Source organism: Cupriavidus sp. Met-2 (assembly GCF_049843575.1).
GTDB lineage: Bacteria > Pseudomonadota > Gammaproteobacteria > Burkholderiales > Burkholderiaceae > Cupriavidus > Cupriavidus metallidurans.
The window spans coordinates 239,476-263,415 of record NZ_JBBHZL010000003.1 but is presented as its reverse complement, the minus strand read 5'-3'; the positions used below and the strand labels follow the sequence as shown (position 1 = coordinate 263,415).

The following is a 23,940-nucleotide window of genomic DNA, read 5'->3' as shown; positions in this document are numbered from 1 at the left end:
CGCGTCGGCGATTTCCCGTCAGGTCGACGCCGGCGGCGTCGCGGCCAGCGCGATCCTTGCCAGCGCCTTCATCTTCCGTCTCCTGACCGACGCTCAGGCCGCCTTGGCAACAAGTGGCGGATAGTCGGTCAGGCCACGCGCGTCGCCGCCGAACAGCGTGTCGCGATCGTGGGCGTTGAGGGTGGCGCCGGTGCGCAGGCGCTCCGGCAGATCGGGGTTGGCCACGAACGGGCGGCCAAACGCGATCAGGTCGGCCCATCCTTCGTGCAATGCAGCCTGGGCGCGCGCCGCCGTGTACTTGCCGGCGTAGATCAGCGTGCCCGGATAGACCTTGCGCAGTTGCTGCTTGAAGGCCGTCGGCATATGCGGGGCATCTTCCCAGTCTGCTTCCGCGATATGGATGTAGCCCACGCCGATCTCGCCGAGCAACCTGGCCGCAGCGGTATAGGTAGTCTCGGGATCGGCATCGACGCAACCATTCAGCGTGGTCAGCGGCGCCAGACGGATGCCGACGCGGTCTTTGCCACCCGTGCCTTCGATCAGCGCCTGTGCCACCTCGCCCAGAAAGCGCAGCCGGTTTTCCAGCGAACCGCCGTATTCGTCGGTGCGATCGTTGGCGCCCGAGTCGATGAACTGGTTGACCAGATAGCCATTGGCCGCGTGCAGTTCCACACCGTCGAAGCCCGCCGCCATGGCATTGCGCGCGGCCTGGCGAAAGTCGTCGACGATGGCGTGGATTTCCTCCACCGACAGCGCGCGTGGCTGCGACGCCTGGGCGAAGCCGGGCTTGCCATCGCTTTGCGCGACGAACACGTTCACGCCCTGCGCCTGGATGGCTGACGACGATACCGGCGCATGGCCATCCAGCAGGCTGATATGGCTCAGGCGGCCAACGTGCCAGAGCTGCGCGAAGATGCGCCCGCCGGCCTGATGGACGGCAGTGGTGACTTTGCGCCAGCCGGCGACCTGCTCCGGCGTGTGAATGCCGGGGGTCCACGCATACCCCCTGCCGAGCGGCGAGATCCACGTGCCTTCGCTGACGATCAGGCCGGCGCTGGCGCGTTGCGCGTAGTACTCGGCCATCAGCGCATTGGGCACGTCACCGGGCTGGCTGGCGCGCGAGCGCGTCATCGGTGGCATCACGATGCGGTTGGGCAGCGAGAGGGGGCCGAGCGAATACGGCTGGAACAGCGGATTGCTGGTGCTGGTCATCATGATCTCCTTAGTCCCAAACCGGAGCCAGGCCCTCAGGGCTGACTTCACGGCCGTTGCGTTCCAGCGAGGCGATCAGCGCCATGTCGTCGGCGTCGAGCTTCAGGTCGCGCGCCAGCAGGTTGCTGGCCAGGTTCTCGCGCTTGGTCGACGACGGAATCACCGCGTAGCCGAGTTGCAGCGCCCATGCCAGCGCCACCTGCGCCACGGTGGCGTGGTGCTTCGCGGCAATCTGCCCCAGCACCGGGTCCTTCAGCACCTTGCCGTAGGCCAGCGTCATGTACGACGTGACGGCGATGCCCTGTTCTTTCAGGAACGCGGTGAGCTTGCGGCTCTGCAGATAGGGGCTCAGTTCAATCTGGTTGGTGGCGATCTCGCCCTTGCCAACGGCCTCGATCGCCTGGCGGGTCAGTTCGATATTGAAGTTGGACACGCCGATCTGGCGCGTCAGCCCGAGCGCCTTGGCTTCGGCAAGCGCGGCCATGTACTCGGACAGCGCCACGCCGTTGCCCGGCGCCGGCCAGTGAATCAGCGTCAGGTCGACGTAGTCGGTGCGCAGCTTGTCCAGGCTTTCACGCAGGCTCGGCACCAGCTTGTCGGCGGCGTAGTTCGCCGTCCAGATCTTGGTGGTCACGAACAGTTCGCCGCGCTCCACACCGCTTTCCGCGATGGCCTGGCCCACATCGGCCTCGTTGCCATAGATCTGCGCGGTGTCGATGGCGCGGTAGCCAACGTCCAGCGCATTGCGCACCGAGTCCACAACGACCTGGCCAGTCAGGCGGAAGGTGCCAACGCCAAACGAAGGAATGCTCATGGTGTAACTCCTGTGAAGGTTCATGCAATCTCGATGGACAAAGTTTGCCGTCCTTACCTTTGCTGATAAAGCCGTGTATAAACGAAATTCATTTGATTTTTGATCAACAATGAAAACCACCATCGACGAACTGCTGGCCTTTGCCGCAGTAGTGGACTCCGGCTCGATCACGGCGGCGGCCGAACAACTGGGGCTGACGATCTCGGCCACCAGCCGGACCTTGAGCCGTCTGGAGGAGAAGCTGAAGACCACGCTGCTGCGACGAACCACGCGGCGGCTGGAGCTGACCGAGGAAGGCGCCGCCTTCCTGGAGCACGCGCGCGCGATCCTGGCGATGGTCGACGAAGCGGAAGAGCAGATGGCTGCACGGCAGATGCGACCCGTCGGGCGCTTGCGGGTGGACGCGGCCACGCCGTTCATGCTGCACGTGATCGTGCCGCTGGTGGCGGGATTCCGCGCCAGCTACCCCGAGGTGGAACTGGAACTGAACTCGAACGAAGGCTTCATCGACCTGATCGAGAAACGAACCGACGTGGCGTTCCGCATCGGCCAGTTGAAGGACTCGACGCTGCATGCACGACCGATCGGTATCAGCCAGATCCGCGTGCTGGCCAGCCCGGAGTATCTGAAACGCCACGGCACGCCCACCAAGCCGGCGCAACTCGCGCAACATGCGCTGCTGGGCTTTACCCAGCCTGAATCACTGAACGACTGGCCGCTGCGCGACGACGCCGGTGGCGTCGTGCACATCAAGCCGACGATTGCATCGTCGAGCGGCGAAACGCTCAGGAGCCTGGCGCTGGCGGGCCAGGGAATCGTCTGCCTGTCGGACTTCATGACGCTCGAGGACCGGCAGAGCGGGCGACTGGTGCAACTGTTTGCGAAGCAAACCCTGGACGTGCGCCAACCGATCAACGCGGTCTACTACCGCAACACCGCGCTGGCGTCACGGATCACCTGCTTTCTCGACCACGTGGTCAGAACACTGGGCAAGCATCCGTTCGAACGGTAGGAGTATCCGTCCCGTGCGGACATCCCCATACTTGACGCAAAATCAAGAGTATTTGACCAATACCGGTCTTAATCTGCAAAGATAAACCGGGCAGACTGCGATCCATCGAAAAACCATCGTGGATCGCAGCCAAATGCCCCAACTGTTCAAGTCCTTCGCCATGGGCGAGCGCGCGCTCTCCAGCCGCATCGCCGTGGCGCCGCTGACACCCGCCCGCGCAGAGCCGTTTGTCGCCAACCAAGATCTGGTAGCCCACCTGGAGCACAACTGGCCGCGCAGCGTTGCACCGCACGCCTTCCACGACGTTCTGAGGGGCCTGCCGCGATGAAATCGAACACCGCACTGCTCGCCCTCGCCATCGGCGCATTCGGCATCGGCACCACCGAGTTCACGCCGATGGGCTTGCTCCCGGTCATTGCCGAGGGCGTCAACGTCAGCATTCCCACCGCGGGGATGCTGATCACCGCCTACGCCATTGGCGTGATGGTCGGCGCGCCCGTGATGACGCTGCTGTTCAGCCGATTCGGCAAGCGCACCGCGCTGATGGCGCTGATGGCGATCTTCACCATCGGCAACCTGCTGTCGGCATTGGCACCGGGATACGGCACGCTGCTCGCGTCCCGCCTGGTGACCAGCCTCAACCACGGCGCATTCTTCGGCCTGGGCTCGGTCGTGGCCGCAAGCGTGGTGCCGAAGGAGAAGCAGGCCAGCGCCGTGGCAACGATGTTCATGGGCCTGACCATCGCCAATATCGGCGGTGTGCCGGCCGCCACGTGGATCGGTCAGCAGGTTGGCTGGCGCCTGGCGTTCGCGGGCACGGCCGCGCTCGGACTGGTTGCGATCGCCGCGCTCTGGCTCGCGCTACCCAAGGGCGAGCGCGGTACGCGGCCGAACGTGCGACGCGAACTGACCGTGCTCACCCACCCGACCGTGCTGCTGGCCATGGCGACGACAGTGCTCGGCGCGGGCGCGATGTTCACGCTCTACACCTATGTGGCGCCGATGCTCGCCAAGCTGACTGGCGCATCCGACAACTTCGTTGCATTGGGTCTGGTACTGATCGGGGTGGGCTTCACGATCGGCAATCACCTTGGCGGCAAGCTTGCCGACCGCTCGCTGGACGGCGCGACGACGACCTTCCTGACCGCACTCGCCGTCATCATGCTGGTGCTGCCGTTCGCGCTGCAAAGCCATGTCGGCGCGGCAGTTGGTCTGCTGGTCTGGGGCGCGGCAGCCTTCGCCGTGGTGCCGCCGCTGCAGATGCGCGTGATGGAAGCCGCTGCGGAAGCGCCCGGACTCGCGTCGTCGATCAACGTCGGCGCCTTCAATCTCGGCAACGCGGTGGGCGCCGCGCTCGGCGGCGGTGTCATCAGCCTCGGACTCGGCTACGCCGTCGTGCCGGTAGCAGGTGGCCTGCTGGCGGCATCGGGCGTGCTACTTGTGTGGCTCGGCCGTGCCAGCAAGCGCGCCGGGCAGCCTGTGAAGGCATAACGCGCCGCTGGCATCAGCATGGACAGCGTTACAGGCTACAGTTGTCCGGGCTATGCGCCTGCCGTGTCCGTGGCAGGCGCGAGCCGCAGCACGCAGTCGACGCCGACCACGCCATTGGCGCGCACGAACAATGGGTTGATTTCAGCCTCGGCAACTGTGACGCCCTGGACAGCGGCCAGACGCGAGAATCGGACGATCGCGTCAGCCAGCGCATCGACGTCGCCCCGGGGCAGCCCACGGAAGCCACGAATCAGGCGCGTCGTGCGGACCTCCTCGATCATCTGCATGGCCTCTGCCGGCGTCACCGGCGCTGGGCGCAGACTGACATCCCGGTGAAGTTCGGCGGTGATACCGCCGGCGCTGAGCATGACCATCGGCCCCACCAGCGGGTCGTCGCGGAAGCCCAGCATCAACTCCAGCAGGCGATCTTCCATGCGCTGGACCAGAATGCCGTCGATGCGCGCGGCGGGCGCGCCACGGCGCGCATTGTCCATCAGGCGTTCCGCGGCGGCAGCCAGTTCCGCGTTATCGCGCACGCCAACTTGCACACCACCGATCTCGGTCTTGTGCAAGATGTCGCGCGAGCAGATCTTGGCCACTACCGGGTACGGCACGGCGTGCTGCAGCGCCCCTTCTGTCACCAGTTCTGCCGTCGCGATCGGCACCCCCAGCGCACCGAACACCGTCGCTGCCTCAAGCTCCGAGAGATCGCCCAGCGTCGGCAAGCCGGCCGGCCACTGCATGGGCTGACAGGATTCGGACGCGTCTTCGCCAACATGCGCGCCTCGGAACAGGCACGCCAGCGCATCGGCACAGCTCTCCGGCGTGCGGAATGCCGGCACACCCGCCGCCTGCAGCAATTGCAGGGACTCCGGTGCTTCCGGAGCCAGGAACGACAGCAGCGGTTTGCTGCCGACGCCTGCAGCCTCGACGATCGGCTTGACGGCAAGCTGTGGATGAAACTGCGCTGACGAGCCCACCACGCACAGCACGGCGTCACACCAGTCACCCAGCCGCATCTGCTCGACCAGATCCCGGTACTGGGCACTTGTAGCCGCCAGCGTCAGGTCGATGATCGGTGTCTGGCGAATCTTCACGCCGCGCTCAGCCATATGCGCGACGAACGATGCGGGTGGCGGCACCGCTTCCACGTCCGCCAGGCCCAGCCGGTCCACCACGGTCGCTGCGCCACCGCCCGTGGTGGTCACCACGGCCACGCGCGGCGCACGGGTCAGCGCCGGCACATGGCTTGCGTAGCGCAACGCCAGCGGTGCGGCTTCGAACAGTGTTTCAAGCAATTCCACGCGCATCGCGCCATGCTTGCGCAGGAAGGCATCGACCGCCGCATCGTTGCCGGCCAGTGCCCCCGTATGCGATTGCGCAAGCGCCTCGCCCTGCTCGGAGCGACCTAGCTTGTAGACCAGCACCGGCTTGCCGGCAGCGCGCGCGCGGCGGAGCGCGGGGCCCAGCACCGCCGCGTCGCGAATCGTTTCGAGGAACAGCAGGATGACTTCGGTAGCGGCATCGTCAACGAGCAGGTCCACCAGTTCACCCACGCCGATGTCGCTTTCGTTGCCGACCGAAACCAGCTTGGCAAACCCGAGGCCACGCGCCGCGCCGCGCGACAACAGCGCGCCCAGCATGGAGCCGCTTTGGGAGATCACGCTGACAGGACCTCGATGGAGCGTATCCATCTCCAGCACGGCGTTGACGGAAAGCACGGCGCCGCTGTGCACGTCGACCACGCCGATACTGTTCGGTCCCAGCAGCCGCACGCCCAGTTCACGTGCCCGCGCCGCCAGCGCCTGCTGGGCGGCCATGCCAGCCTCGCCCACCTCGGCGAAGCCGTCGGAGAAGACCGTCACCACGCGCGCGCCACGCGCGGCGGATTGTTCAAGTGCCTCGGCCACCTGCGCGCCCGGCACCATCACAAACGCGTGGTCGATCGCCGCTGGCAGTGCCGCGACGCTGGGATACGCCTGAAGGCCCATCACCTCGCTACGCCCGGCATTGACCGGGAACACGCGCCCCTGGAAACCATGCTTGCGCATGAAACGCAGCGGTCGGGCCGTATTCTTCTTTTCGTCGGCCGAAGCGCCTACGAGCGCGACGGCATCGGGGGTGAACAGTGCCCGGGCCAGTTGTTCGCGCGCGATTCGTTCGGTGGATCGCTTCGTGTCGTGATCGACGCTAGTCATGGTGTTTTGTGAAGAAGATTGGATGTCGGGAAAAGGTCAGCCCACCTGGAGCTTGTCCAGGGCCAGCGAGCGCAAGGGCCGGTCGTCCAGGCGCCAGAGCGCGTCGAGCAAACGGGCGGCGTGCACGGAGCCGAGCGCGGGGGCGCTCAGTTCCATGAACTTGTCGCCAAGCGTCGCGTCGTCGAGCGGGGCCTCCGGGTCACCAAGGCGATATGGCGCGAAGTGCGCGTGACGGCTGCCATCGGTCACCTCGATTTCCACCCGCGCCGCACGCTGCTTCGGGAAGGCGGCAGTCAGTTCGGGATCGGCCGTCAGCCGGATCTTGCTCATCAACGTGCGGATGGATGCGTCGGCCAATCTGGCCGGTTCAAATGCATCGAGCCGAACCGCGCCATGCAGAATGCCGTGCGCCACCACATAGGGCAGGCTGAAGCGGGCTTCGAACGGCGTCTTCGGGTCGAAGTTACCCGTCACATCCAGTGCCACCTGATAGGTGCGCACGTTGACCGCGGCGATACGCGCTGGCGCCAGCGCGTTGTCACGCATGATGCGCATGGCGGCATCAATGGATGCGAACGTATGGCCGCAACAGCCATGGTTCTTCTGCGTGATGCGTGTGATGTTGAAGTCAGTGCCCAGGCCGTTGGTGACACCGTGCCAGTCCGGGCTACCGCACATCGCCGCCCCGAAGCCTGCATCGCCTTCGAGAATGTCGTGCACGCCCGTCACGCCATGCGCGGCGCCCTGCGCTGCCTGAACGCCAACCTGCGCCGCGTGTCCGGCATGCAACGCCTTGGTCATCGCGTCGGATCGGAATGCCTGCTGCAGGCCAGAGGCGAATGTCGTGGCCGTCGCCATGGCATCGGCGGCGGCACGTGCATTGCCGGGCGCCGTCAGGACGCTGCCAGCGGCCGCGGCGCCGATGCAGCCCACGGTGCCGGTCGTGTGGAAGTAGCGATAGTGCGCCGGCTGGATGGCCGCCCCGATGCGGGTGCTGACCTCGTAGCCGGCAATCACGGCACGCAGGAAGTCGGTGCCGCTCGCGTCCCGATGCTCCGCCAGCGCAAGCGCGGCGGCAATCGTCGGACACCCCGGGTGGTAGATGGCATCGCGGAAGATGTCGTCGAACTCTGCCGCATGCGAGGCGCTGCCGTTGATCCACGCCGCCAACCCCGGAAACGCCGTGGTGGCGTGCCCGACCAGCGTGCTGCGCCCGACACCGGTCTCGGTCTGGTGCGCCGCAACAAGCTGGCGGCCGGGTGCCATCGGCACGCCGGCCATCAGGGCGGCAAACCAGTCGATTACAGCGCGTCGCGCGTGGTGCATGACGTCGTCCGCCAACGTCGCGCGTGCCTGGTCGCCGACGTACTCGGCAAAATCGTCGATCAGCATTCCATGTGTCTCCTGAGCAGGAATGCCTCCCATGGTACGAACGGCAGCCGCCCCAGCTTTGACGAATCGAGAAAGCTCCCGCGCCAGAACGTGTATGCGACGCGCAAGCGGCTGGTGCATACTCCGGCTGGCACAGCCATCGCGCCAGCTTTTCCAAATCGAGCACGCACACCCATGGACATCGCCTCGCTTGCCATCCTGATCGCCGCTATCGAGGAGAAGAGTCTTTCACGCGCGGCCGAGCGCGAGAATCTGGTCACCTCCGCGGCCAGCAAGCGGATTGCCGAACTGGAACGTCGCGCGGGCACGGCGCTGCTGCGCCGCCATGGACGCGGCGTGGAGCCGACACCGGCAGGCGCCATGCTGTATCAGCGTGCCAAGGCCATCGTGCGCAGCGTGCAACTGGCGCAGGACGCGCTGGCGTCCTACTCGATGGACGGCATCGCCAAAATTCGCCTGGCATCGAACCGGTCGACGATCCTGCAGTTCCTGCCGACCGATATCAGCGGCTTTCTCAAGCACGACCCCGACGCCCGCATCGACCTGATCGAGGCGTTCAGCTTCGACATTCCGCGCATGGTGGCCAACGGCGACGCCGACATCGGCATCTATCACGCGCGCAGCCCGAGCCCGGGCGTGTACTCCCTGCCCTACCGCAAGGACCGAGTCGGACTGGTCGTGCCGCGCGGCCACCCGCTGGAGGCGAAAGGGTCGCTACGGCTCGAGGAAGCACTGGACTACGACTTCCTTGGCTACTTCCCACGCCATACGTTCGACGCCTTCCTCACCCTGGTGTCGGGCACGATCTCTCGCCCGCTGACCGTGAAGACACAGGTCTCGAACTTCGAGGCCCGCTGCCGCATGGTGCGTGAAGGCCTGGGCCTTGCCGTGGTGCCGGAGGGCATCGCCAGGAACTACCTGCAGATGATGGGGCTGTCGCTGCTGACACTGCGCGATGCTTGGGCCGAGCGCGAGTTCTACGTCTGCGTGCGCGACAAGGAAAGCCTGCCGTCCGGCGTGGCCCGGCTGCTCGAATACCTGAGCCGCTGCGAGGCGATGGAGCAGCATTTCCTGAAGCCGCGATGAAGTCTGCGTTTCCATATCGTCAAAGCTCGGGTACATCAGCTCTCTAAGATGAAAAACAGCCACCCTGCCTTGAAAGGGGGGCGCTGATTACAAGATTCATCGGAGACAGCAATGAAGAATTTCCTGCGGCACGCCGCCGTCGGGCTGATGCTCGCCTGCGCCGCGACCGGCCACGCCCAGCAGCCGTATCCCTCCAAGCCGATCCGCGTCGTCGTGGCGTTCACCGCCGGCGGCACCACAGACATCCTCGCGCGTGAAGTCGCGCAGCAGATGAGCAAGGCGCTTGGACAGAGCGTGGTGGTGGAGAACCGTCCCGGCGCGGGCGGCAACATCGGCACGGACTTCGTCGGCCGCAGCGACGCGGACGGCTACACGCTGCTGGCCACGTCGGTGGGCCCTGTGGCCATCAACCCGACGCTGTATCGCAAGCTCAAGGTCAATCCGCAAACCGACCTGCAAGCGGTGGCTCCGATCGCCGATGTGCCGAACGTACTGGTGGTGTACCCCGGCCTGCCGGTGAAGTCCGTGCAGGATCTCGTCGCCTATGCGAAGACGCATCCGAATGGCCTCAATTTCGGCTCCACCGGCGTGGGCACCGCAGCGCATCTGTCGGGCGTACTGTTCAACGAGCGTACCGGCGCGAAGACCACACACGTGCCATACAAGGGCGCCGATGCACTGAACGACCTATTGGCCGGACGTGTGCAGTTCATGTTCGCGACGATTCCGTCGGTGATTTCCCATATCCGCGGCGGTCAGCTTCGCGCCATCGCCGTCACGTCACGCAAGCGTTCGTCGGCACTGCCCGATGTGCCCACAATGGCGGAAGCCGGCGTGCCGAACCTTGTCACAGGCGCATGGTTCGGGCTGTTCGCGCCCAAGGGCACGCCGCCGGAGATCGTCGTCAGGTTGAACAAGATCGTGACCGATGCGCTGAGCCAACCCGAGATGCGTGGCAGGTTCGCGCAACAGGGCGCGGAATCGATGAACATGACGGCCGATGCGTTCGGCAAGTTCGTGGCGGCCGAGTACCTGACGTGGAAGCCGGTGGTAATCAGTTCTGGCGCCCGCATCGACTGAGTCGACCATCCGGGCGCGGAACCCTTCCCGCAAGAAAAAGGGCCGGTCTCATCGACCGGCCCTGCTGTTTCCGCAACCTTGCGGCTAACCTGGTGCGCCTACCCCACGGCGACTGTCACTTGAGATCGAAGCGGTCCAGGTTCATCACCTTGCTCCACGCCGCCACGAAGTCCTGCACGAACTTCTCCTGCGCGTCCGCCGCACCATAGACCTCGGCAACCGCCCGCAGCTCGGAGTTCGAGCCGAAGACCAGATCGACGCGCGTGCCGGTCCATCTTGGCGTGCCCGTCGCCCGGTCGCTGCCCTCGAACACCTCTCTTTCCTCCGACACTGGCTTCCACTCCGTGCCCATGTCGAGCAGGTTCACGAAGAAGTCGTTGGTCAGCGTGCCAGGGCGTTTCGTGAAGACGCCGTGCTGCGAGTTGCCGAAGTTGGCGCCCAGCACCCGCAGTCCACCGACAAGCGCCGTCATCTCCGGCACGGTCAGCTTCAGCAGTTGCGCCTTGTCCACCAGCAAGGCCTCGGCCCGGACCGAGAACTTGCCCTGCAGGTAGTTGCGGAAACCATCTGCGATGGGTTCCAGCACCACCATCGCATCCAGGTCCGTTTTCTCCTGCGTAGTGTCCATGCGTCCCGGCGAGAACGGCACCGTCACATCCTGCCCGGCGCTCTTTGCCGCCTGCTCGACGCCCGCGCATCCGGCCAGCACGATCAGGTCAGCCATCGAGACCTTCTTGCCACCGCTCTGCGCCTTGTTGAACTCGCTCTGGATGCTCTCCAGCTTGACCAGCACCTTCGCCAGTTCGGCAGGCTGATTGACGTCCCAGTCCTTCTGCGGGGCCAGGCGGATGCGCGCGCCGTTGGCGCCACCGCGCTTGTCCGAGCCACGGAACGTCGAAGCCGACGCCCACGCCGTCGAAACCAGTTGCGGCACGGTCAGCCCCGAAGCCTGCACCTTGGCCTTGAGCGCGGCGACATCCTTCGCGTCGATCAGCGGATGATCAACCGGCGGGATGGGGTCTTGCCACAGGAGTTCCTCCTTCGGGACTTCCGGGCCAAGGTAGCGCGCGCGCGGCCCCATGTCGCGATGGGTCAGCTTGAACCACGCCCGTGCGAATGCGTCGGCCAGCTCATCGGGATGATCGTAGTACCGGCGCGAAATCTTGCCGTAGATCGAATCGAAGCGCAGCGACAGATCGGTCGTCAGCATCGAGGGCGAACGGCGCTTCGACGGGTCGGCAGGGTCGGGCACGGTGCCGGCGCCGGCATTGCCCTTTGGCTTCCATTGATGTGCGCCCGCGGGGCTCTTCGTCAATTCCCATTCGTACTCGAACAGGTGCTTGAAGAAGTCGTTGCTCCACTTCGTCGGCGTGGTGGTCCAGATGACCTCCAGGCCACTGCCGATGGCATCACCGCCCTTGCCGGTGCCAAAGCTGCTGCGCCAGCCAAGGCCCTGCTCCTCGAGGCCCGCGGCTTCAGGCTCGGGCCCCACGTGCGATGCGGGGCCGGCGCCATGCGTCTTGCCGAAGGCATGACCGCCCGCGATCAGCGCGACGGTTTCTTCGTCGTTCATGGCCATGCGGCGGAACGTCTCGCGGATGTCGATGGCGGCGGCAACCGGGTCCGGGTTGCCATTGGGGCCTTCCGGATTTACATAGATCAGGCCCATCTGCACCGCAGCCAGCGGATTCTCGAGGTTCCGGTTACCGCTGTAACGCTTGTCCGCCAGCCACTCGGCTTCATTGCCCCAGTAGACGGACTCGTCCGGCTCATAGACATCCTCGCGTCCGCCGCCGAATCCGAAGGTCTTGAACCCCATCGACTCCAGGGCAACATTGCCCGTCAGAACGATCAGGTCGGCCCACGAGATCTTGCGGCCGTATTTCTGCTTGATCGGCCAGATGAGCCTGCGTGCCTTGTCCAGACTGACGTTGTCCGGCCAGCTGTTGGTGGGCGCGAAACGCTGCTGGCCAGCGCCGGCACCGCCACGCCCATCGCCGATGCGGTAGGTACCTGCCGCGTGCCAGGCCATCCGGACGAACAACGGGCCGTAGTGCCCGAAATCCGCCGGCCACCAGGACTGCGAATCGGTCATCAGCGCTTCCAGATCCTTCTTGACCGCCGCGAGGTCGAGACTGTTAAACGCCTTCGCATAATCGAAAGCCTCTCCCATCGGATCGGACAACGGAGCGTTCTGGCGCAGGATATGCAGATTCAGGCGCTCGGGCCACCATTCCTGGAGCGCCCGGCCAGCGCCGGCGGGATGTAGAAAAGGGCACTTTGCTTCAGTTGTCATGCGAGTCTCCTTTGATCTCGACCGTACTCAACGTAACACCATGCCTCAGCCACTCGCCCGCATCCGGAGCCCCAGAAGGACCGCCCTCGGATACCGGGCTGTATCGGACATCACAGCTGCCCTACCATCCTAGAACGCGATGCCAGCCTACCGAAGGAATTAAAGCAATCCGGGCGTGCCGGCGGCGTGCGTATGTCCCTGCCTGGCGGTGGGACTTCTATAGTGAGGGGTACCAGAACAACAGTCGCGATAGGCGCGTCGGAGGATGCAATCATGGCCATGGCTAGCACGCTGGCTAGGTGCCTTCACAACCGGCAGAGCCGGTTCGACACCGTGGATCGCCCCTGTAGCGCCGGGGATCGGTTGGCCAAGACGGTCCTGCTGGAAGATCAGCGCGGCTACGTCGCGGCAGTGATTCCCTCGACGCACCACCTGAAGCTGTCGGAGATCCGTGCGCAGACCGGCCGCAAGCTGTCGCTTGCCCGCGATTGCGGCGTGCGCGAGGTGTTCAGGGACTGCAGCCGTGGCGCGATTCCGCCTGTCGCCATGGCCTATGGCACGCAGACCTGGCTGGACGACAGCCTGCTCTCGCATCCGGATGTCTACTTCGAAGCGGGCGACCACCGGGCATTGGTGCACATGAGTACCGATCAGTTCGTCGATCTCATGGCTGACGCGCAACGCGGGCACTTCTCGCACCGGGATATGTAAGGCAGGCACGAAGCAGGGGCGAACTGCCTGCAGTCCCCGTGGCATCGGCATGCATTGCCGGTGCCACGGGGTGAGAACCCGTTGTCGTGCCTGCCCGCGAAACCCCACGCGCCTGAGGACCGGGCGTCGTAAGCCCCCTGAAGCTGGTGTGCCTGCTGGCGCATTCCCAGCCTTCGCGATGCGACCTTCACGCATCCGTACCTCTCCCCCAATCGTCAGATCGCGAGTGCGACAGGCCGCATCAGGCACTTTCTGATGTATTTGTGTCTATCTGACACAACATGTAAGTAAATTTACAATTTAAATACGAATCGTTATCATTCGTACTTCTGTTTGCATTTGACATGGCAGTGAGCCGCCCCCTCCGATATGCGTTTGAAATGCCTCGCCGTCGTCGCCGGCACCCTGCTCTCCTCCACACCCCACCTCCGGGCGCAAACGGTTGGAACGGCGGACCCACTACCTACAGTCGTCGTGACAGGCACCCGTTCCGAGAAAACACTCGATGAAACGCCGATCCGCACGGAGGTCGTCGACCGTCAGGAGATCGAACGCACGCACGCCCGCACGCTGAAGGACGCCCTGGAGAACGTGCCCGGCCTGCAGTTGCGCGAGATCCACGGCAAGTCCGGCTATGAGGTGACCCTGCAAGGGATGACCAGCGACCAGGTGCTTATCCTGGTCGACGGCCTGCCGATCACGGCCAGCACCGGGTCGACCGTTGACGTTTCCCAGTACCTGCTGGCCGAAGTCGACCACGTCGAGGTGGTCAAGGGCGCCAGCTCCGCGCAGTACGGCAGCTCGGCGATGGGCGGGGTGATCAATGTCATCACGCGGCCCATCTCGCGCGGATTCTCAGCTGCCGCGACCGCCGATGCAGGCACCTATGGCAGCCAGAACGCCGACGGCTCGCCCGGTTCCCTGCATGGCAACATCCGGCTCGAAGGCGGCAACGAACAGTTCCGCGCACGCGTCACCGCCGACGCGCTCGACAACAAGGGCTATGCCGTGGAACCCGACGGCTGGACACGGCACGGCGACAAGATTCGCCGCGAGCAGTATGCCGGTCGCCTCGAATGGTTGCCCAGCGCCGCCGGCAGCTTCTGGTTCGACGCCAGCGCCTATCGCGAGACCGACGAACAACGCTACCAGTACTACGCGCCGCCCAACTACGTCCCGCAGCGCAAGACCGAGGACATCGATCGCAACCGCTACACATATGGCGGCCAATGGCGCTTCGGCAATGGCGTGCGCGCCCGCCTGGCCGGGGTGCACGAGACCTACGACAGCACCTCGCGCGAGTACTCGAACGGCTTCCAGACCGCGACGCGCAATGCCGCGCAGCAGACCGACCATGTCTCCGCGCAGTTCGACATGCCAGCCTGGTATCGACAGCTCTGGCAGTTCGGCGGCGACTTCCACCGCGAAACGCTCGACCAGAACGTCAACGGCACGTCCGAACTGGCCGGCAAGGGCAGCGCCGAACGGCAGGCCGGCGAGCTCTACCTGCAGAACGACATCCTCTTCAACGAGACGTGGGAAATGGTCGTCGGCCTGCGCGGCCAGCACGACTCGGACTTCGGCGCGCACTTCGCGCCCAAGGTGGGCGTGCGCGCGAACCTTCTGTCCAACGACACCTGGAAGGGCGTGCTGCGCGCCAACTACGGGCAGGGCTACCGCGTGCCGAACCTGAAGGAACGGCACTACCTGTTCGATCACAGCTCGCTTGGCTACATCGTCCTCGGCAACCCGAACCTCAAGCCGGAGTCGTCGAACAGCTTCCAGCTCGGTGGGCAGCTCACGTGGCGAGACCGCGTCACGCTCGATGCCAACCTGTTCTACAACCACGTGACGGACCTGATCCAGACCGACATGACCAACTTCACGATGGTCAACGGCATCGCGGTCTACACCTACCGCAACGTGGCGCGCGCCCGCACCCAGGGCGCTGAGACGGCGCTGCGCTGGCGCGCGACCAATCAGTTGAACCTGACAGCCGCCTACACCTACACGTCGACCGAGGATCTGAACACAGGCAGCGAACTGACCCGCCGGCCGCGCCATATGGGCCGCGTCGGCGCGGACTGGCGCGTGCTGCCCGCCACCGAGCTATCCGCGCGGGCGCGCTTCCAGAGCAGCGAGCTGACCGACTCGGCCACCGGCGCGCGCTCGCCCGGCTGGGGCACGCTGGATCTGGTGCTGAACCAGAAGCTCGGCCGCAACGTGACCGCTTTCGTCGGCGTGAACAACCTGTTCAACCGCCAACGCGATTTCGCAAATGCCAGTGACTTCGGGCCGGTGGCGGGCCGCTTCATCTATCTGGGCGCACGCTTCAACGTGGACGTCGCCCGCTAATCAGAAACAAACCAGAGACAAACGGGGAAATCAACAATGAAAGCCAGACTCGCATCGCATCACACCACGCTGCGCCTGCTTGGCGCTGCCGTGCTGACAATAGCCCTGGCCGCCTGCGGCGGCGGTGGCGATGACAGCAGCACCTCCACCGGCGGTTCCACGGGTGGATCGACAGGCGGCACCACCGGTGGCACCGGAGGCACGACCACGCCGCCGGCCACCACGTCAGCCTTCACCCAATCCGCGGAATGGACGTTCAAACTGCCGGCCGCCAATGCATCGGTCTGCTACGACTTCAACGCCAAGGCACAGGTCGACTGCACGGGCACCGCATGGGACCTGAAGGTCAAGAGCAGCACGAACGGCATGAGCGCCTCGCTCTGGACCAACAGCGGCACCAGCGGCACTGGCAACGGTGGCGCGTTCGGCGGCCCGTTCGACCATACCTGGACCGCGTTGTCCGCATGGAAGAACGCCACCACTGACCCCGTAAGCGGCGCGCTGCCTGCCACCGTCTTCCTGAAGGACTCCGCCAGCGGCGTGTTCTCCGGCACCAACGACATCGCCTCCGCGGTGTTCGAATACGGCGTGACCGGCGCGGCAACCGACCACTCGCTCTACCCCACCTTCCGCACGTTCCTGATCACGACCAACAGCGCGTCGGCCGATACCACTGGCACGGTAGCGTCGCCGGTGTTCGCGCTGCAGGTCACGGGCTACTACGGCGGCGCCGGTGGCACGACCTCGGGCTATCCGTCGATCCGCTACATCGACCGCAGCGCCCCCGGCAACGTGCGGACAGCCACGATCAATGCGTCGGGCAATGACTGGGTCTACTACGACCTCGCTGCGAACGCGGTCAGCACCGCCAGCGGCACATGGCATATCGCCTTCAACCGCTACAGCGTCAAGCTCAATGGCGGAGAGTCGGGCACCGGCACCGTGGCGGGCTTCCTGGCGAAGACGCCGGCCGGTTTCTATGACACATCGAACAAACCGGTGGCGTCGATGTTCACGAACACCGGCAACGCCGCCAGCACCCTGGCCGATCTGACGGCTGCCGACCTCGCGCTGCCGGCCTCGGCCACCGCGTGGAAGAAGGACGCCACCGCATCGGTGCTGAACCCCGCCTATACCGGCAGCTATCCGAATCCGATGAGCTTCGGCTGGTACACGTACTACCCCACCGCTGCTGCTGCCGCCGCCAACGGCCTGCCTGCCGTCGCCCACCTGATCAGCGCCAACAGCGATGCCGGCGGCCTGATCCGTGGCGGCGAGGGCACCACGTACGCGCGCTTCCACCTGACCAAGATCGCCTACGCGGACCCGAACGTAAACAGCAGCACCCAGACCTGGACGATCAATTTCGACGTCCAGCCCTGATCAGCCCCTCCGAGTACATGAACATGGAACAGCAAAGCATCGACAGCCTGCGCGAACGCCACGGCGCCCTGGTCGAAGAACATCCTAAGCTGCGGATCCGCGAACGCGCGCAGCGCCTCGGCGTGACCGAGGCAGAACTGGTGGCGGCGGGCTGTGGCGTCGCATCACGGCAACTGGGCGGAACCGCGCAGGCGTTGTTCCGCGATCTCGGCACGCTGGGGTCGGTCATGGCGCTCTCCCGCAACGACCACGCCGTGCACGAGCGTCACGGCCAGTATCAGAGCATCGAGGCGAATGGCCCGGTCGGCATCGTGCTGGGGCCGGACATCGACCTGCGCATGTTCTTCGGCGGCTGGAAGCACTTCTACGCCGTAACCGAAAACGGCCGCGACAGCATCCAGTTCTTCGACAAGGCGGGCGAGGCGGTACACAAGATCTACCGGACCGATCAGACCGATGCCACCGCGTGGTCGGCCTACATCGAGCGCCACGCCGCGCAGGAGATCGCGCCGGTGCGGGTCGAGGGCTTTCAACGGATCGACGAGGCGGACGCTCCCGCCGACGACGGAGCCCTGCGCGCGCACTGGCGCGCGCTCAAGGACACGCACGACTTCTTTGCGATGCTTCGCCAGTTCAAGGTATCGCGGCTGGGCGCGCTGCGTGCGGTCGGCCCAGATCTGGCGCAACGGGTGGACAAGCGCGCCGTGGAGACCGTGCTGGAACACTCCGCCGCCACCGGCCTGTCGATCATGTGCTTCGTCGCCAATCGCGGCATCGTGCAGATCCACACGGGCGCTGTGAAGAAGCTGCTGCGGACGGGGCCGTGGTTCAACGTGCTCGATGAGACCTTCAACCTGCACCTGAACACCGAGGCGGTGGCGTCAAGCTGGGTGGTCAACAAACCCACGGTGGACGGCTGGGTGACGTCGCTCGAACTGTACGGTGAGGACGGCGGGATGATCGTCCAGTTCTTCGGCGAGCGCAAACCCGGGCAGCCCGAACTGCCGGAATGGCGCCATCTGCTCGAGTCGCTGTGCCCGCAGGCACTCGCGGCCTGATTGTCCAGGAGGTTTGGCATGAAAATCCTGCAGTCCGCACTCATTACTGCGCTGATGCCGCTGCTTTGCGAGGCCGGCATTGCCCATGCCGCGCCGCCAGCCCGCGTGGTCGGGCTCGGCGGCCCGGCCACCGAGATCGTCTACGCGCTCGATGCCGGCAAGAGCATGGTCGGCGTCGATTCCTCGAGCATCTATCCACCCGCCGCGCTGAAGCTGCCGAAGGTTGGCTACTATCGCGCGTTCTCCGTGGAAGGCGTGGTCAGCCTGAAGCCGGACCTGGTGCTGGCGCTGGACCATGCCGGTCCGCCACAGGCGCTGGAGCAATTGCGCAAGCTGGGCAGCAAGGTAGTGGTCGTGCCGTCGGAGCCGACGCTGGCCGCGCTGGACCAGCGCATCCTCGGCGTGGCGGCGGCGCTCGATGTACCGAAGCAAGGTCAGGCGCTGGTCGACAAACTGCACACCGAACTCCGTGACATCAAGCCATCTGCGGAAGGGCTGCGGGTGCTGATGGTCAGCAGCCACACCGGCCGGATGCAGGCCGTGGGCGAAAACACCGCCGGCGACGCCATGCTGAAGCTCCTGGGCGCGACCAACGCGCTGGCTGGCCAGCGCGGCTTCAAGCCGTTCTCGGCGGAAGCGGCGGCGGCGCTCAGGCCGGACGTGATCGTCACGACATCAATGTCGATCGACGCTGTCGGCAGCGTCGACGCGTTCCTGGCGCAGCCCGGCCTGAGCGCCACGCCAGCGGCCCGCGACAAGCGCATCGTCGTGATGGACGATCTGCTGATGCTCAGCATCGGTCCGCGCCTTCCCGAGGCGCTGCGCCTGCTGCGCAACGGTCTTGCCAGCCGGCAGGTGGCAGCACGATGATGCGTGGCCAATGTGGCCGAAGGCCGGGCATGTTGGCCGCCCTGTGCGTCATGCTCGTGATCACCGCGCTCTGGGCAGCCGCCAGCGGGGCATTGTCGATTCCGCACGGCAAGCTCCTGCCCTTGCTCTGGTCACCTGCCGCCGAAGGAGAGGATGTCATCTGGCGCAATGTGCTGATCGAGGTGCGGCTGCCGCGCATCGTGCTGGCCATCACCGCCGGCGCGGCGCTAGCACTGTCTGGCGCGGTGATGCAGGCGCTCTTCCGCAATCCGCTGGCCGAGCCAGGGTTGATCGGGATCTCGCTGGGCGGTGCCGCGGGTGCCGTGGCCGCGATCGTGCTGGGCGCCGAAGGGCTCGGCAGCGTCGCGCCCGCCGCATTCGCAGGCAGTCTGATTGCCACCGCCTTCGCCTACGTGCTTGGCACACGGCGCCCGGGCACGGCCAACCTGCTGCTCGCCGGCGTGGCCATCAATGCGATCTGCGCGGCCGTCGTTGGGTTCTTCACCTATCAGGCCAGCGACGTGCAACTGCGCAACCTGACGTTCTGGAACATGGGCAGCCTTGCTGGCGCGACGTGGTCGATCCTGGCGTGGCTTGTGCCGCTGATGGCCGTGCTGTGCGCGCTGCTCATGCGTGACTGGCGCGCGATGAACGCGCTGCTGCTCGGCGAACGGGAAGCCCAGCACATCGGATTCGACCTGAAGCGGCTCCGCCGCCGGTTGATCGTGCTTACCGCGCTGCTGGTAGGGCCCATCGTGGCCGTCACGGGAACGATTTCCTTCGTGGGACTGGTCGTGCCGCATCTGATCCGTCTGGCACTGGGCGCCGATCATCGCTGGCTGCTGCCGAACACACTGGCGGGCGGCGCTATCGCCTTGACGCTGGGCGACTGGATGGCACGCACGGTGGTGGTTCCGGCGGAACTGCCGATCGGCATCGTCACGAGCCTGGTGGGTGGGCCATTCCTGCTCTGGATGCTGACACGCAAAAGACCCTGATGAACCTGACGAACCTGACATGCTGATTGCCCGCAATCTTTCATGCAGCCGCGGTCGGCGGCAGATCCTGTCCGGTATCGACCTGACCCTGCCGGCCGGCGAGATGGTCGGCGTGCTCGGTGCCAACGGCGCCGGCAAGAGCACGCTGCTCGGCACAATGGCAGGTGAACTGCCCGGCGACGACGCGGCGGTGTCGCTCTGCAACCGGCCATTGACGGACTGGCCCGTGGACGAGCTCGCCCGTAGCCGTGCGGTGCTGCCGCAATCGCCCGGTCTGGGCTTCGACCTGGGTGTGACCGAGGTGGTGGCGATGGGCGGCTATCCATTTCCAGAGATGGGCAAGCACACGCTCGATACCCTGCTGGACCGCGCCCTGGCGCTGGCCGATGTCGCGCATCTGGCCACGCGTTCGTACCAGAGCCTATCCGGCGGCGAACAGCAGCGCGTGCAGTTCGCTCGCGCGCTGGTGCAGGTGCTGGCCTGCCGCACGGCCGACAGCTACCGCGCGCTACTGCTCGATGAACCGATTTCGAGCCTCGACCCCCGGCATCAGTTGCAACTGCTCGGCACGGCGCGCAACCTGTGCCATACCGACGCCCTGGCGGTGCTGGTCGTGCTCCACGACGTCAATCTGGCCGCCCGCTGGTGCAACAGGCTCGTGCTGCTGGCCGATGGCCGTACCGTGGCCAGCGGCACCCCCGCCGACGTGCTGACCCCGCCGAACCTCGCCACGGTGTACGGCGTTCCAGCCACCGTCATGGAATCGCCAGTACACCGGGGCGTGCCGATGGTGGTGTTTGGCTGATTCGGCTGATTCGGCTGATTCGGCTGATTCGGCTGAGCGGCGCCCATCGGGGACGCACCTATGCGTACTTCCCCGTTATCCCTCCATCGACCACCAGCTCGGTGCCGGTAATGTAGGCCGCTGCATCCGACGCCAGGAACGCACAGGCGTGTGCCACATCCCACGCGGTGCCCATCCGCTGCATCGGCACCTGCCTTGCACGCGCCGCGCGGGCGTCGTCGAGGCTGTCCGCCGAGAACTGCTTCGCCACGGTATGGGCGATGCGCGGCGTGTCGATCAAACCCGGCACCACGCAATTCGCACGGATGCCGCTGCCCGCGTACTGCTGCGCGATCATCCGCGTGAACTGGATCAGCGCGGCCTTGCTGACGCTATACGACAGGTGCGGATAGCCGATATAGCGCAACCCCGCCACCGAGGAAACCGTGACGATGGCACCCCGGCCCCGCTCGACCATCGACGGCAGCACCTGCTGCGACGCCAGCAGCAGGCTTCGCACGTTTACGTTGTGGGCCGCATCGAAATCCCGCACATCGGTATCCAGAAGCCCGCCGGTCTTGCCGATGCCAACGTTGTGATGCAGCACATCGACGGGGCCGAAGTGCTCGCGCGCCTCCGCGAACAGGCGCGCGATCTCCGCCTCTTCCGCCACGTCGCCGACGAAGGTCTCTGCCGCGCCACCCTCGGCGCGAATCAGCGCCGTCGTCTCCGCAGCCGAGGCGGCGTCGCGGTCCACCACGCAGACGCGGGCGCCAAGCCGGGCATAGGTCACGCTGGCGGCGCGCCCGATGCTCCAGCCGGGGCCCGCCGATCCACCGCCCGCCACGAACACGGTGCGGTCCGCCAGACTGAGCGGCAGCGCGTTCATGCGTGGTCTCCGTGCGGCGCGTTGCCGACGTAAGGGATGGCCTCCTCGACCACGTCCCAGATATAGCGTCCCGACGGGCTCTGCTGCTCCTCCACGATATGGGCCACGAGCCCAGCCGCGCGGGAGATCACCGCGAACCCCCGCATCACCGCCGTCGGCACGCCAATCTCGCCGAGCAGCGCGGCCACCGACCCCGTGGCATTGATCGTGATCCGCCGCCCCGCCACTTCGTCAACCGCCGCCGACAGGCGTCTCAGGGCACCGATATGCGCGCCGGCCAGATCCGGCTCCGCATCGCCGAGTTCCAGCAGCTTGTACGCGCGCGGGTCCACCGGCTTGTGCAGGTGATGGCCGAAGCCCGGCACGGCCGCCCGCATTTCCTTGTAGTGGCGCGCGATGGCCAGTGCTTCGGCATCGGGGTCCTGTGCCGCCAGAATGCGGTCCAGCAACGTCGAGCAGTTCTCCATCGTGCCGACGAACGAACTGCCAACCGCCAGCAGGCCAGCCGACACGGCGCCTTGCAGGTTCTCTGGCGCGCTCATGTAGATCAGGCGCGTGGCGATGGCGCTTGGCGTCAGGCCGTGCTCCATCAGCACCACGAGCACCATGTCGGCGATACGCATGTCCACCGGGCGCGGGGTGCGGCCGAGGATCTGCATCAGCATGACTTCGGTGAAGGTCTTCTTGCCCAGAAGGTCGTCCACGAGATTGGCGTCGCGATAGTGCAGGCTGGTCAGCGTGTGGGTGCACAGCCGGGTCACCGGCTTGTCTTGTTGGCTCATGCTTGGTCTCCGGTTTGCAATGCCGTCAGCGCCTGGTCGCGCACGGTGTTCTTGAGTACCTTGCCGACGGTGGAGCGCGGCAGGCTGGTGTGGAAATGAATCTGCTTTGGCGTCTGCACCGGACCCAGCCGCTCGCGCACGAACGCGATCAGCTCGGTGGCCTGCACCGCGCATCCTTCGCGCAATTGCACGGCCGCGTGGACCGCTTCGCCCCATTTGTCGTCGGGCACGCCGAACACCGCGCATTCATGCACGGCCGGGTGCTGGCCCAGCGCGTTCTCCACGTCGATCGGGTAGACGTTGAAGCCGCCGGTGATCACCACTTCGCGCAGGCGGTCCTTCAGATACAGGAAACCCTGCGCGTCCAACATGCCACGATCCCCGGTATGCAACCAGCCGTCGACGATCGTCGCGGCGGTCAGGTCCGGGCGGTTCCAGTAGCCGGTCATGACCAGATCGCCACGCGCCACCACTTCGCCCACCTCGCCACGGGGCAGCAGACGCCCGTCGGGGGACATGATCGCCACCTCGCTGAACCACGTGGCGCGCCCCACCGATGCAATGCGGCGCTCGTCAGCCAGATCGTCGGGGCCGATCACCGTCAGCAGTTGCGGCGCTTCGGTCTGGCCATATGTGGTGGCCACCACCGACCCGAAGAACTCGCGCGCCTGCTGGATCTTCTGCGGCGGCATCGGCGCGCCGCCGTAAATCAGGCGACGCAGCGCCGGGTAGTCGGCGCGCGATGTGTCGGGCAGCGCCATCAGCATGTAGATCAGCGTGGGCGGCATAAAGCAGACCGTGCCGGCGCGGTCACGGAACGTGGCGCGCACCGCTTCTGCCCCGCTGCCTTCCATGATCACGTGACAACCGCCCTGCGCCAGGATCGGCATGACGTAGGTGGACGTGCCATGCGTGATCGGCGCGGCCATCACATAGCGATCCGCCTCGGTGAAGCCCCAGGCGTGGATCTGGTTGACGATATTGGTCATCCAGGCGCGATACGGCTGCATGACGCCCTTGGGCGCGCCCGTGGTACCGCCTGTGAACTTGATGGCCTGCGTGGCGTCCCGGTGCAGATCGAGCACCGGGCGCGTGGCATCGGGATACCGGAGAACAACGGCGCTCAGCACGTCTGCGCCGCCTGACGCATAGTCCGTGTAGAGCCGCGTGCCCGGTGCATCGCCCAGCAGCGCTTCGGAGGCGGCATCGAGTACCACGATGCTCGGCGTCGTGGCGTCGATGATGCGGCGCAACTCGGGCTGGGTGCTCTTCGGGTTCAGCGGCACCCAGATCTTGCCGCTGGCCAGCACCGCCAGCAGCGCCACGATGTGCTCGGCCGAGTTGCCGGCGCAGATGCCCACGCGACTCTGCGGCGCGGGATCGAGCGTCATGAAATGCGTGGCCAGCGCCGCCACCTGGCCGGCCAGTTCGCGATAGCGCAGGCAGCCGCCGGGGGCGTCAATGGCGATGTTGTCGGGCCAGCGGTCGGCGGCCCGCCAGAACAGTTCGATCGGAAGCATGGATGGTCC

At 65.9% G+C, this 23,940-nt stretch carries 20 protein-coding genes; 12 read left to right on the top strand and 8 right to left on the bottom strand.

Annotated elements, in window-relative coordinates; genetic code table 11:
- Positions 1 to 93 precede the first annotated feature (93 nt).
- Both WD006_RS09610 and dkgB read right to left on the bottom strand, forming a co-directional pair.
- On the bottom strand, positions 94 to 1,215 hold the full coding sequence (locus WD006_RS09610; protein WP_011519768.1) for an alkene reductase: 1,122 nt from the start codon (positions 1,213 to 1,215) through the stop codon (positions 94 to 96).
- Between the two features lie 7 nt (positions 1,216 to 1,222).
- Complete coding sequence (dkgB, locus tag WD006_RS09605) at positions 1,223 to 2,026, bottom strand: 2,5-didehydrogluconate reductase DkgB (RefSeq protein ID WP_011519769.1); 804 nt, start codon at positions 2,024 to 2,026, stop codon at positions 1,223 to 1,225.
- A gap of 109 nt (positions 2,027 to 2,135) precedes the next feature.
- Here dkgB and WD006_RS09600 point away from each other — a divergent pair, with 109 nt between their 5' ends.
- From WD006_RS09600 to WD006_RS09590, 3 genes are all read left to right on the top strand, one after another.
- Complete coding sequence (locus WD006_RS09600; protein WP_011519770.1) at positions 2,136 to 3,038, top strand: LysR family transcriptional regulator; 903 nt, start codon at positions 2,136 to 2,138, stop codon at positions 3,036 to 3,038.
- A gap of 133 nt (positions 3,039 to 3,171) precedes the next feature.
- Positions 3,172 to 3,366 carry a hypothetical protein gene (locus WD006_RS09595; RefSeq protein WP_011519771.1) on the top strand — a complete coding sequence of 65 codons (195 nt, stop codon included), beginning with the start codon at positions 3,172 to 3,174 and terminating at the stop codon, positions 3,364 to 3,366.
- Positions 3,363 to 4,529, top strand: a complete 1,167-nt coding sequence (locus tag WD006_RS09590) for an MFS transporter (protein ID WP_011519772.1) — start codon at positions 3,363 to 3,365, stop codon at positions 4,527 to 4,529. Before WD006_RS09595 ends, WD006_RS09590 begins: the two co-directional genes overlap by 4 nt.
- Before the next feature lie 50 nt (positions 4,530 to 4,579).
- On the opposite strand, the gene WD006_RS09585 is transcribed toward WD006_RS09590, so the two are convergent.
- Positions 4,580 to 6,727: an acetate--CoA ligase family protein gene (locus tag WD006_RS09585; RefSeq protein ID WP_011519773.1), complete on the bottom strand. Its 2,148-nt coding sequence runs from the start codon at positions 6,725 to 6,727 to the stop codon at positions 4,580 to 4,582.
- A gap of 36 nt (positions 6,728 to 6,763) precedes the next feature.
- Positions 6,764 to 8,119, bottom strand: a complete 1,356-nt coding sequence (locus WD006_RS09580) for an MmgE/PrpD family protein (protein WP_029307017.1) — start codon at positions 8,117 to 8,119, stop codon at positions 6,764 to 6,766.
- Positions 8,120 to 8,293: 174 nt separating this feature from the next.
- Between WD006_RS09580 and WD006_RS09575 the strand changes: the two genes are divergently transcribed.
- A complete protein-coding gene (locus WD006_RS09575) occupies positions 8,294 to 9,205 on the top strand; it encodes a LysR family transcriptional regulator (RefSeq protein ID WP_008652125.1) in 912 nt (303 codons plus the stop codon).
- Positions 9,206 to 9,316: 111 nt separating this feature from the next.
- Entirely contained in the window at positions 9,317 to 10,285 is a 969-nt protein-coding gene (locus WD006_RS09570; protein ID WP_011519776.1) for a Bug family tripartite tricarboxylate transporter substrate binding protein, read from the top strand.
- Positions 10,286 to 10,400: 115 nt separating this feature from the next.
- Here WD006_RS09570 and katG read toward each other — a convergent pair whose 3' ends face one another.
- Positions 10,401 to 12,581, bottom strand: a complete 2,181-nt coding sequence (gene katG, locus WD006_RS09565; protein WP_011519777.1) for a catalase/peroxidase HPI — start codon at positions 12,579 to 12,581, stop codon at positions 10,401 to 10,403.
- Positions 12,582 to 12,854: 273 nt separating this feature from the next.
- Here katG and WD006_RS09560 point away from each other — a divergent pair, with 273 nt between their 5' ends.
- The 7 genes from WD006_RS09560 to WD006_RS09530 all read left to right on the top strand — a co-directional run bounded on the left by WD006_RS09560 (position 12,855) and on the right by WD006_RS09530 (position 20,761).
- The gene (locus tag WD006_RS09560; protein WP_029307015.1) at positions 12,855 to 13,292 is read left to right on the top strand and encodes an aminoacyl-tRNA deacylase; all 438 of its coding nucleotides are present in this window, start codon (positions 12,855 to 12,857) and stop codon (positions 13,290 to 13,292) included.
- A gap of 474 nt (positions 13,293 to 13,766) precedes the next feature.
- Complete coding sequence (locus tag WD006_RS09555; protein ID WP_224444533.1) at positions 13,767 to 15,647, top strand: TonB-dependent receptor plug domain-containing protein; 1,881 nt, start codon at positions 13,767 to 13,769, stop codon at positions 15,645 to 15,647.
- 36 nt (positions 15,648 to 15,683) lie between these two features.
- Positions 15,684 to 17,030 carry an HmuY family protein gene (locus tag WD006_RS09550; protein WP_029307013.1) on the top strand — a complete coding sequence of 449 codons (1,347 nt, stop codon included), beginning with the start codon at positions 15,684 to 15,686 and terminating at the stop codon, positions 17,028 to 17,030.
- 17 nt (positions 17,031 to 17,047) lie between these two features.
- A complete protein-coding gene (locus tag WD006_RS09545; RefSeq protein ID WP_104669948.1) occupies positions 17,048 to 18,088 on the top strand; it encodes a hemin-degrading factor in 1,041 nt (346 codons plus the stop codon).
- 18 nt (positions 18,089 to 18,106) lie between these two features.
- Positions 18,107 to 18,958 (top strand): heme/hemin ABC transporter substrate-binding protein, encoded by an 852-nt coding sequence (locus WD006_RS09540; protein WP_029307011.1) that lies wholly within the window; start codon positions 18,107 to 18,109, stop codon positions 18,956 to 18,958.
- A gap of 29 nt (positions 18,959 to 18,987) precedes the next feature.
- The gene (locus tag WD006_RS09535; protein WP_227874022.1) at positions 18,988 to 19,956 is read left to right on the top strand and encodes a FecCD family ABC transporter permease; all 969 of its coding nucleotides are present in this window, start codon (positions 18,988 to 18,990) and stop codon (positions 19,954 to 19,956) included.
- Positions 19,957 to 19,975: 19 nt separating this feature from the next.
- Positions 19,976 to 20,761: a heme ABC transporter ATP-binding protein gene (locus tag WD006_RS09530; RefSeq protein WP_029307009.1), complete on the top strand. Its 786-nt coding sequence runs from the start codon at positions 19,976 to 19,978 to the stop codon at positions 20,759 to 20,761.
- 58 nt (positions 20,762 to 20,819) lie between these two features.
- Here WD006_RS09530 and WD006_RS09525 read toward each other — a convergent pair whose 3' ends face one another.
- Genes WD006_RS09525 through WD006_RS09515 form a run of 3 tightly spaced genes read right to left on the bottom strand, consistent with a single transcriptional unit; the run spans position 20,820 to position 23,931 of the window.
- Positions 20,820 to 21,629, bottom strand: coding sequence for an SDR family NAD(P)-dependent oxidoreductase (locus WD006_RS09525; RefSeq protein ID WP_029307008.1), 810 nt, complete (start codon positions 21,627 to 21,629; stop codon positions 20,820 to 20,822).
- Positions 21,626 to 22,411, bottom strand: coding sequence for a citryl-CoA lyase (locus WD006_RS09520; protein WP_029307007.1), 786 nt, complete (start codon positions 22,409 to 22,411; stop codon positions 21,626 to 21,628). The genes WD006_RS09525 and WD006_RS09520 overlap by 4 nt, the downstream gene beginning before the upstream one ends.
- Positions 22,408 to 23,931 carry a class I adenylate-forming enzyme family protein gene (locus tag WD006_RS09515; RefSeq protein WP_029307006.1) on the bottom strand — a complete coding sequence of 508 codons (1,524 nt, stop codon included), beginning with the start codon at positions 23,929 to 23,931 and terminating at the stop codon, positions 22,408 to 22,410. Before WD006_RS09515 ends, WD006_RS09520 begins: the two co-directional genes overlap by 4 nt.
- Between the last annotated feature and the right edge of the window lie 9 nt (positions 23,932 to 23,940).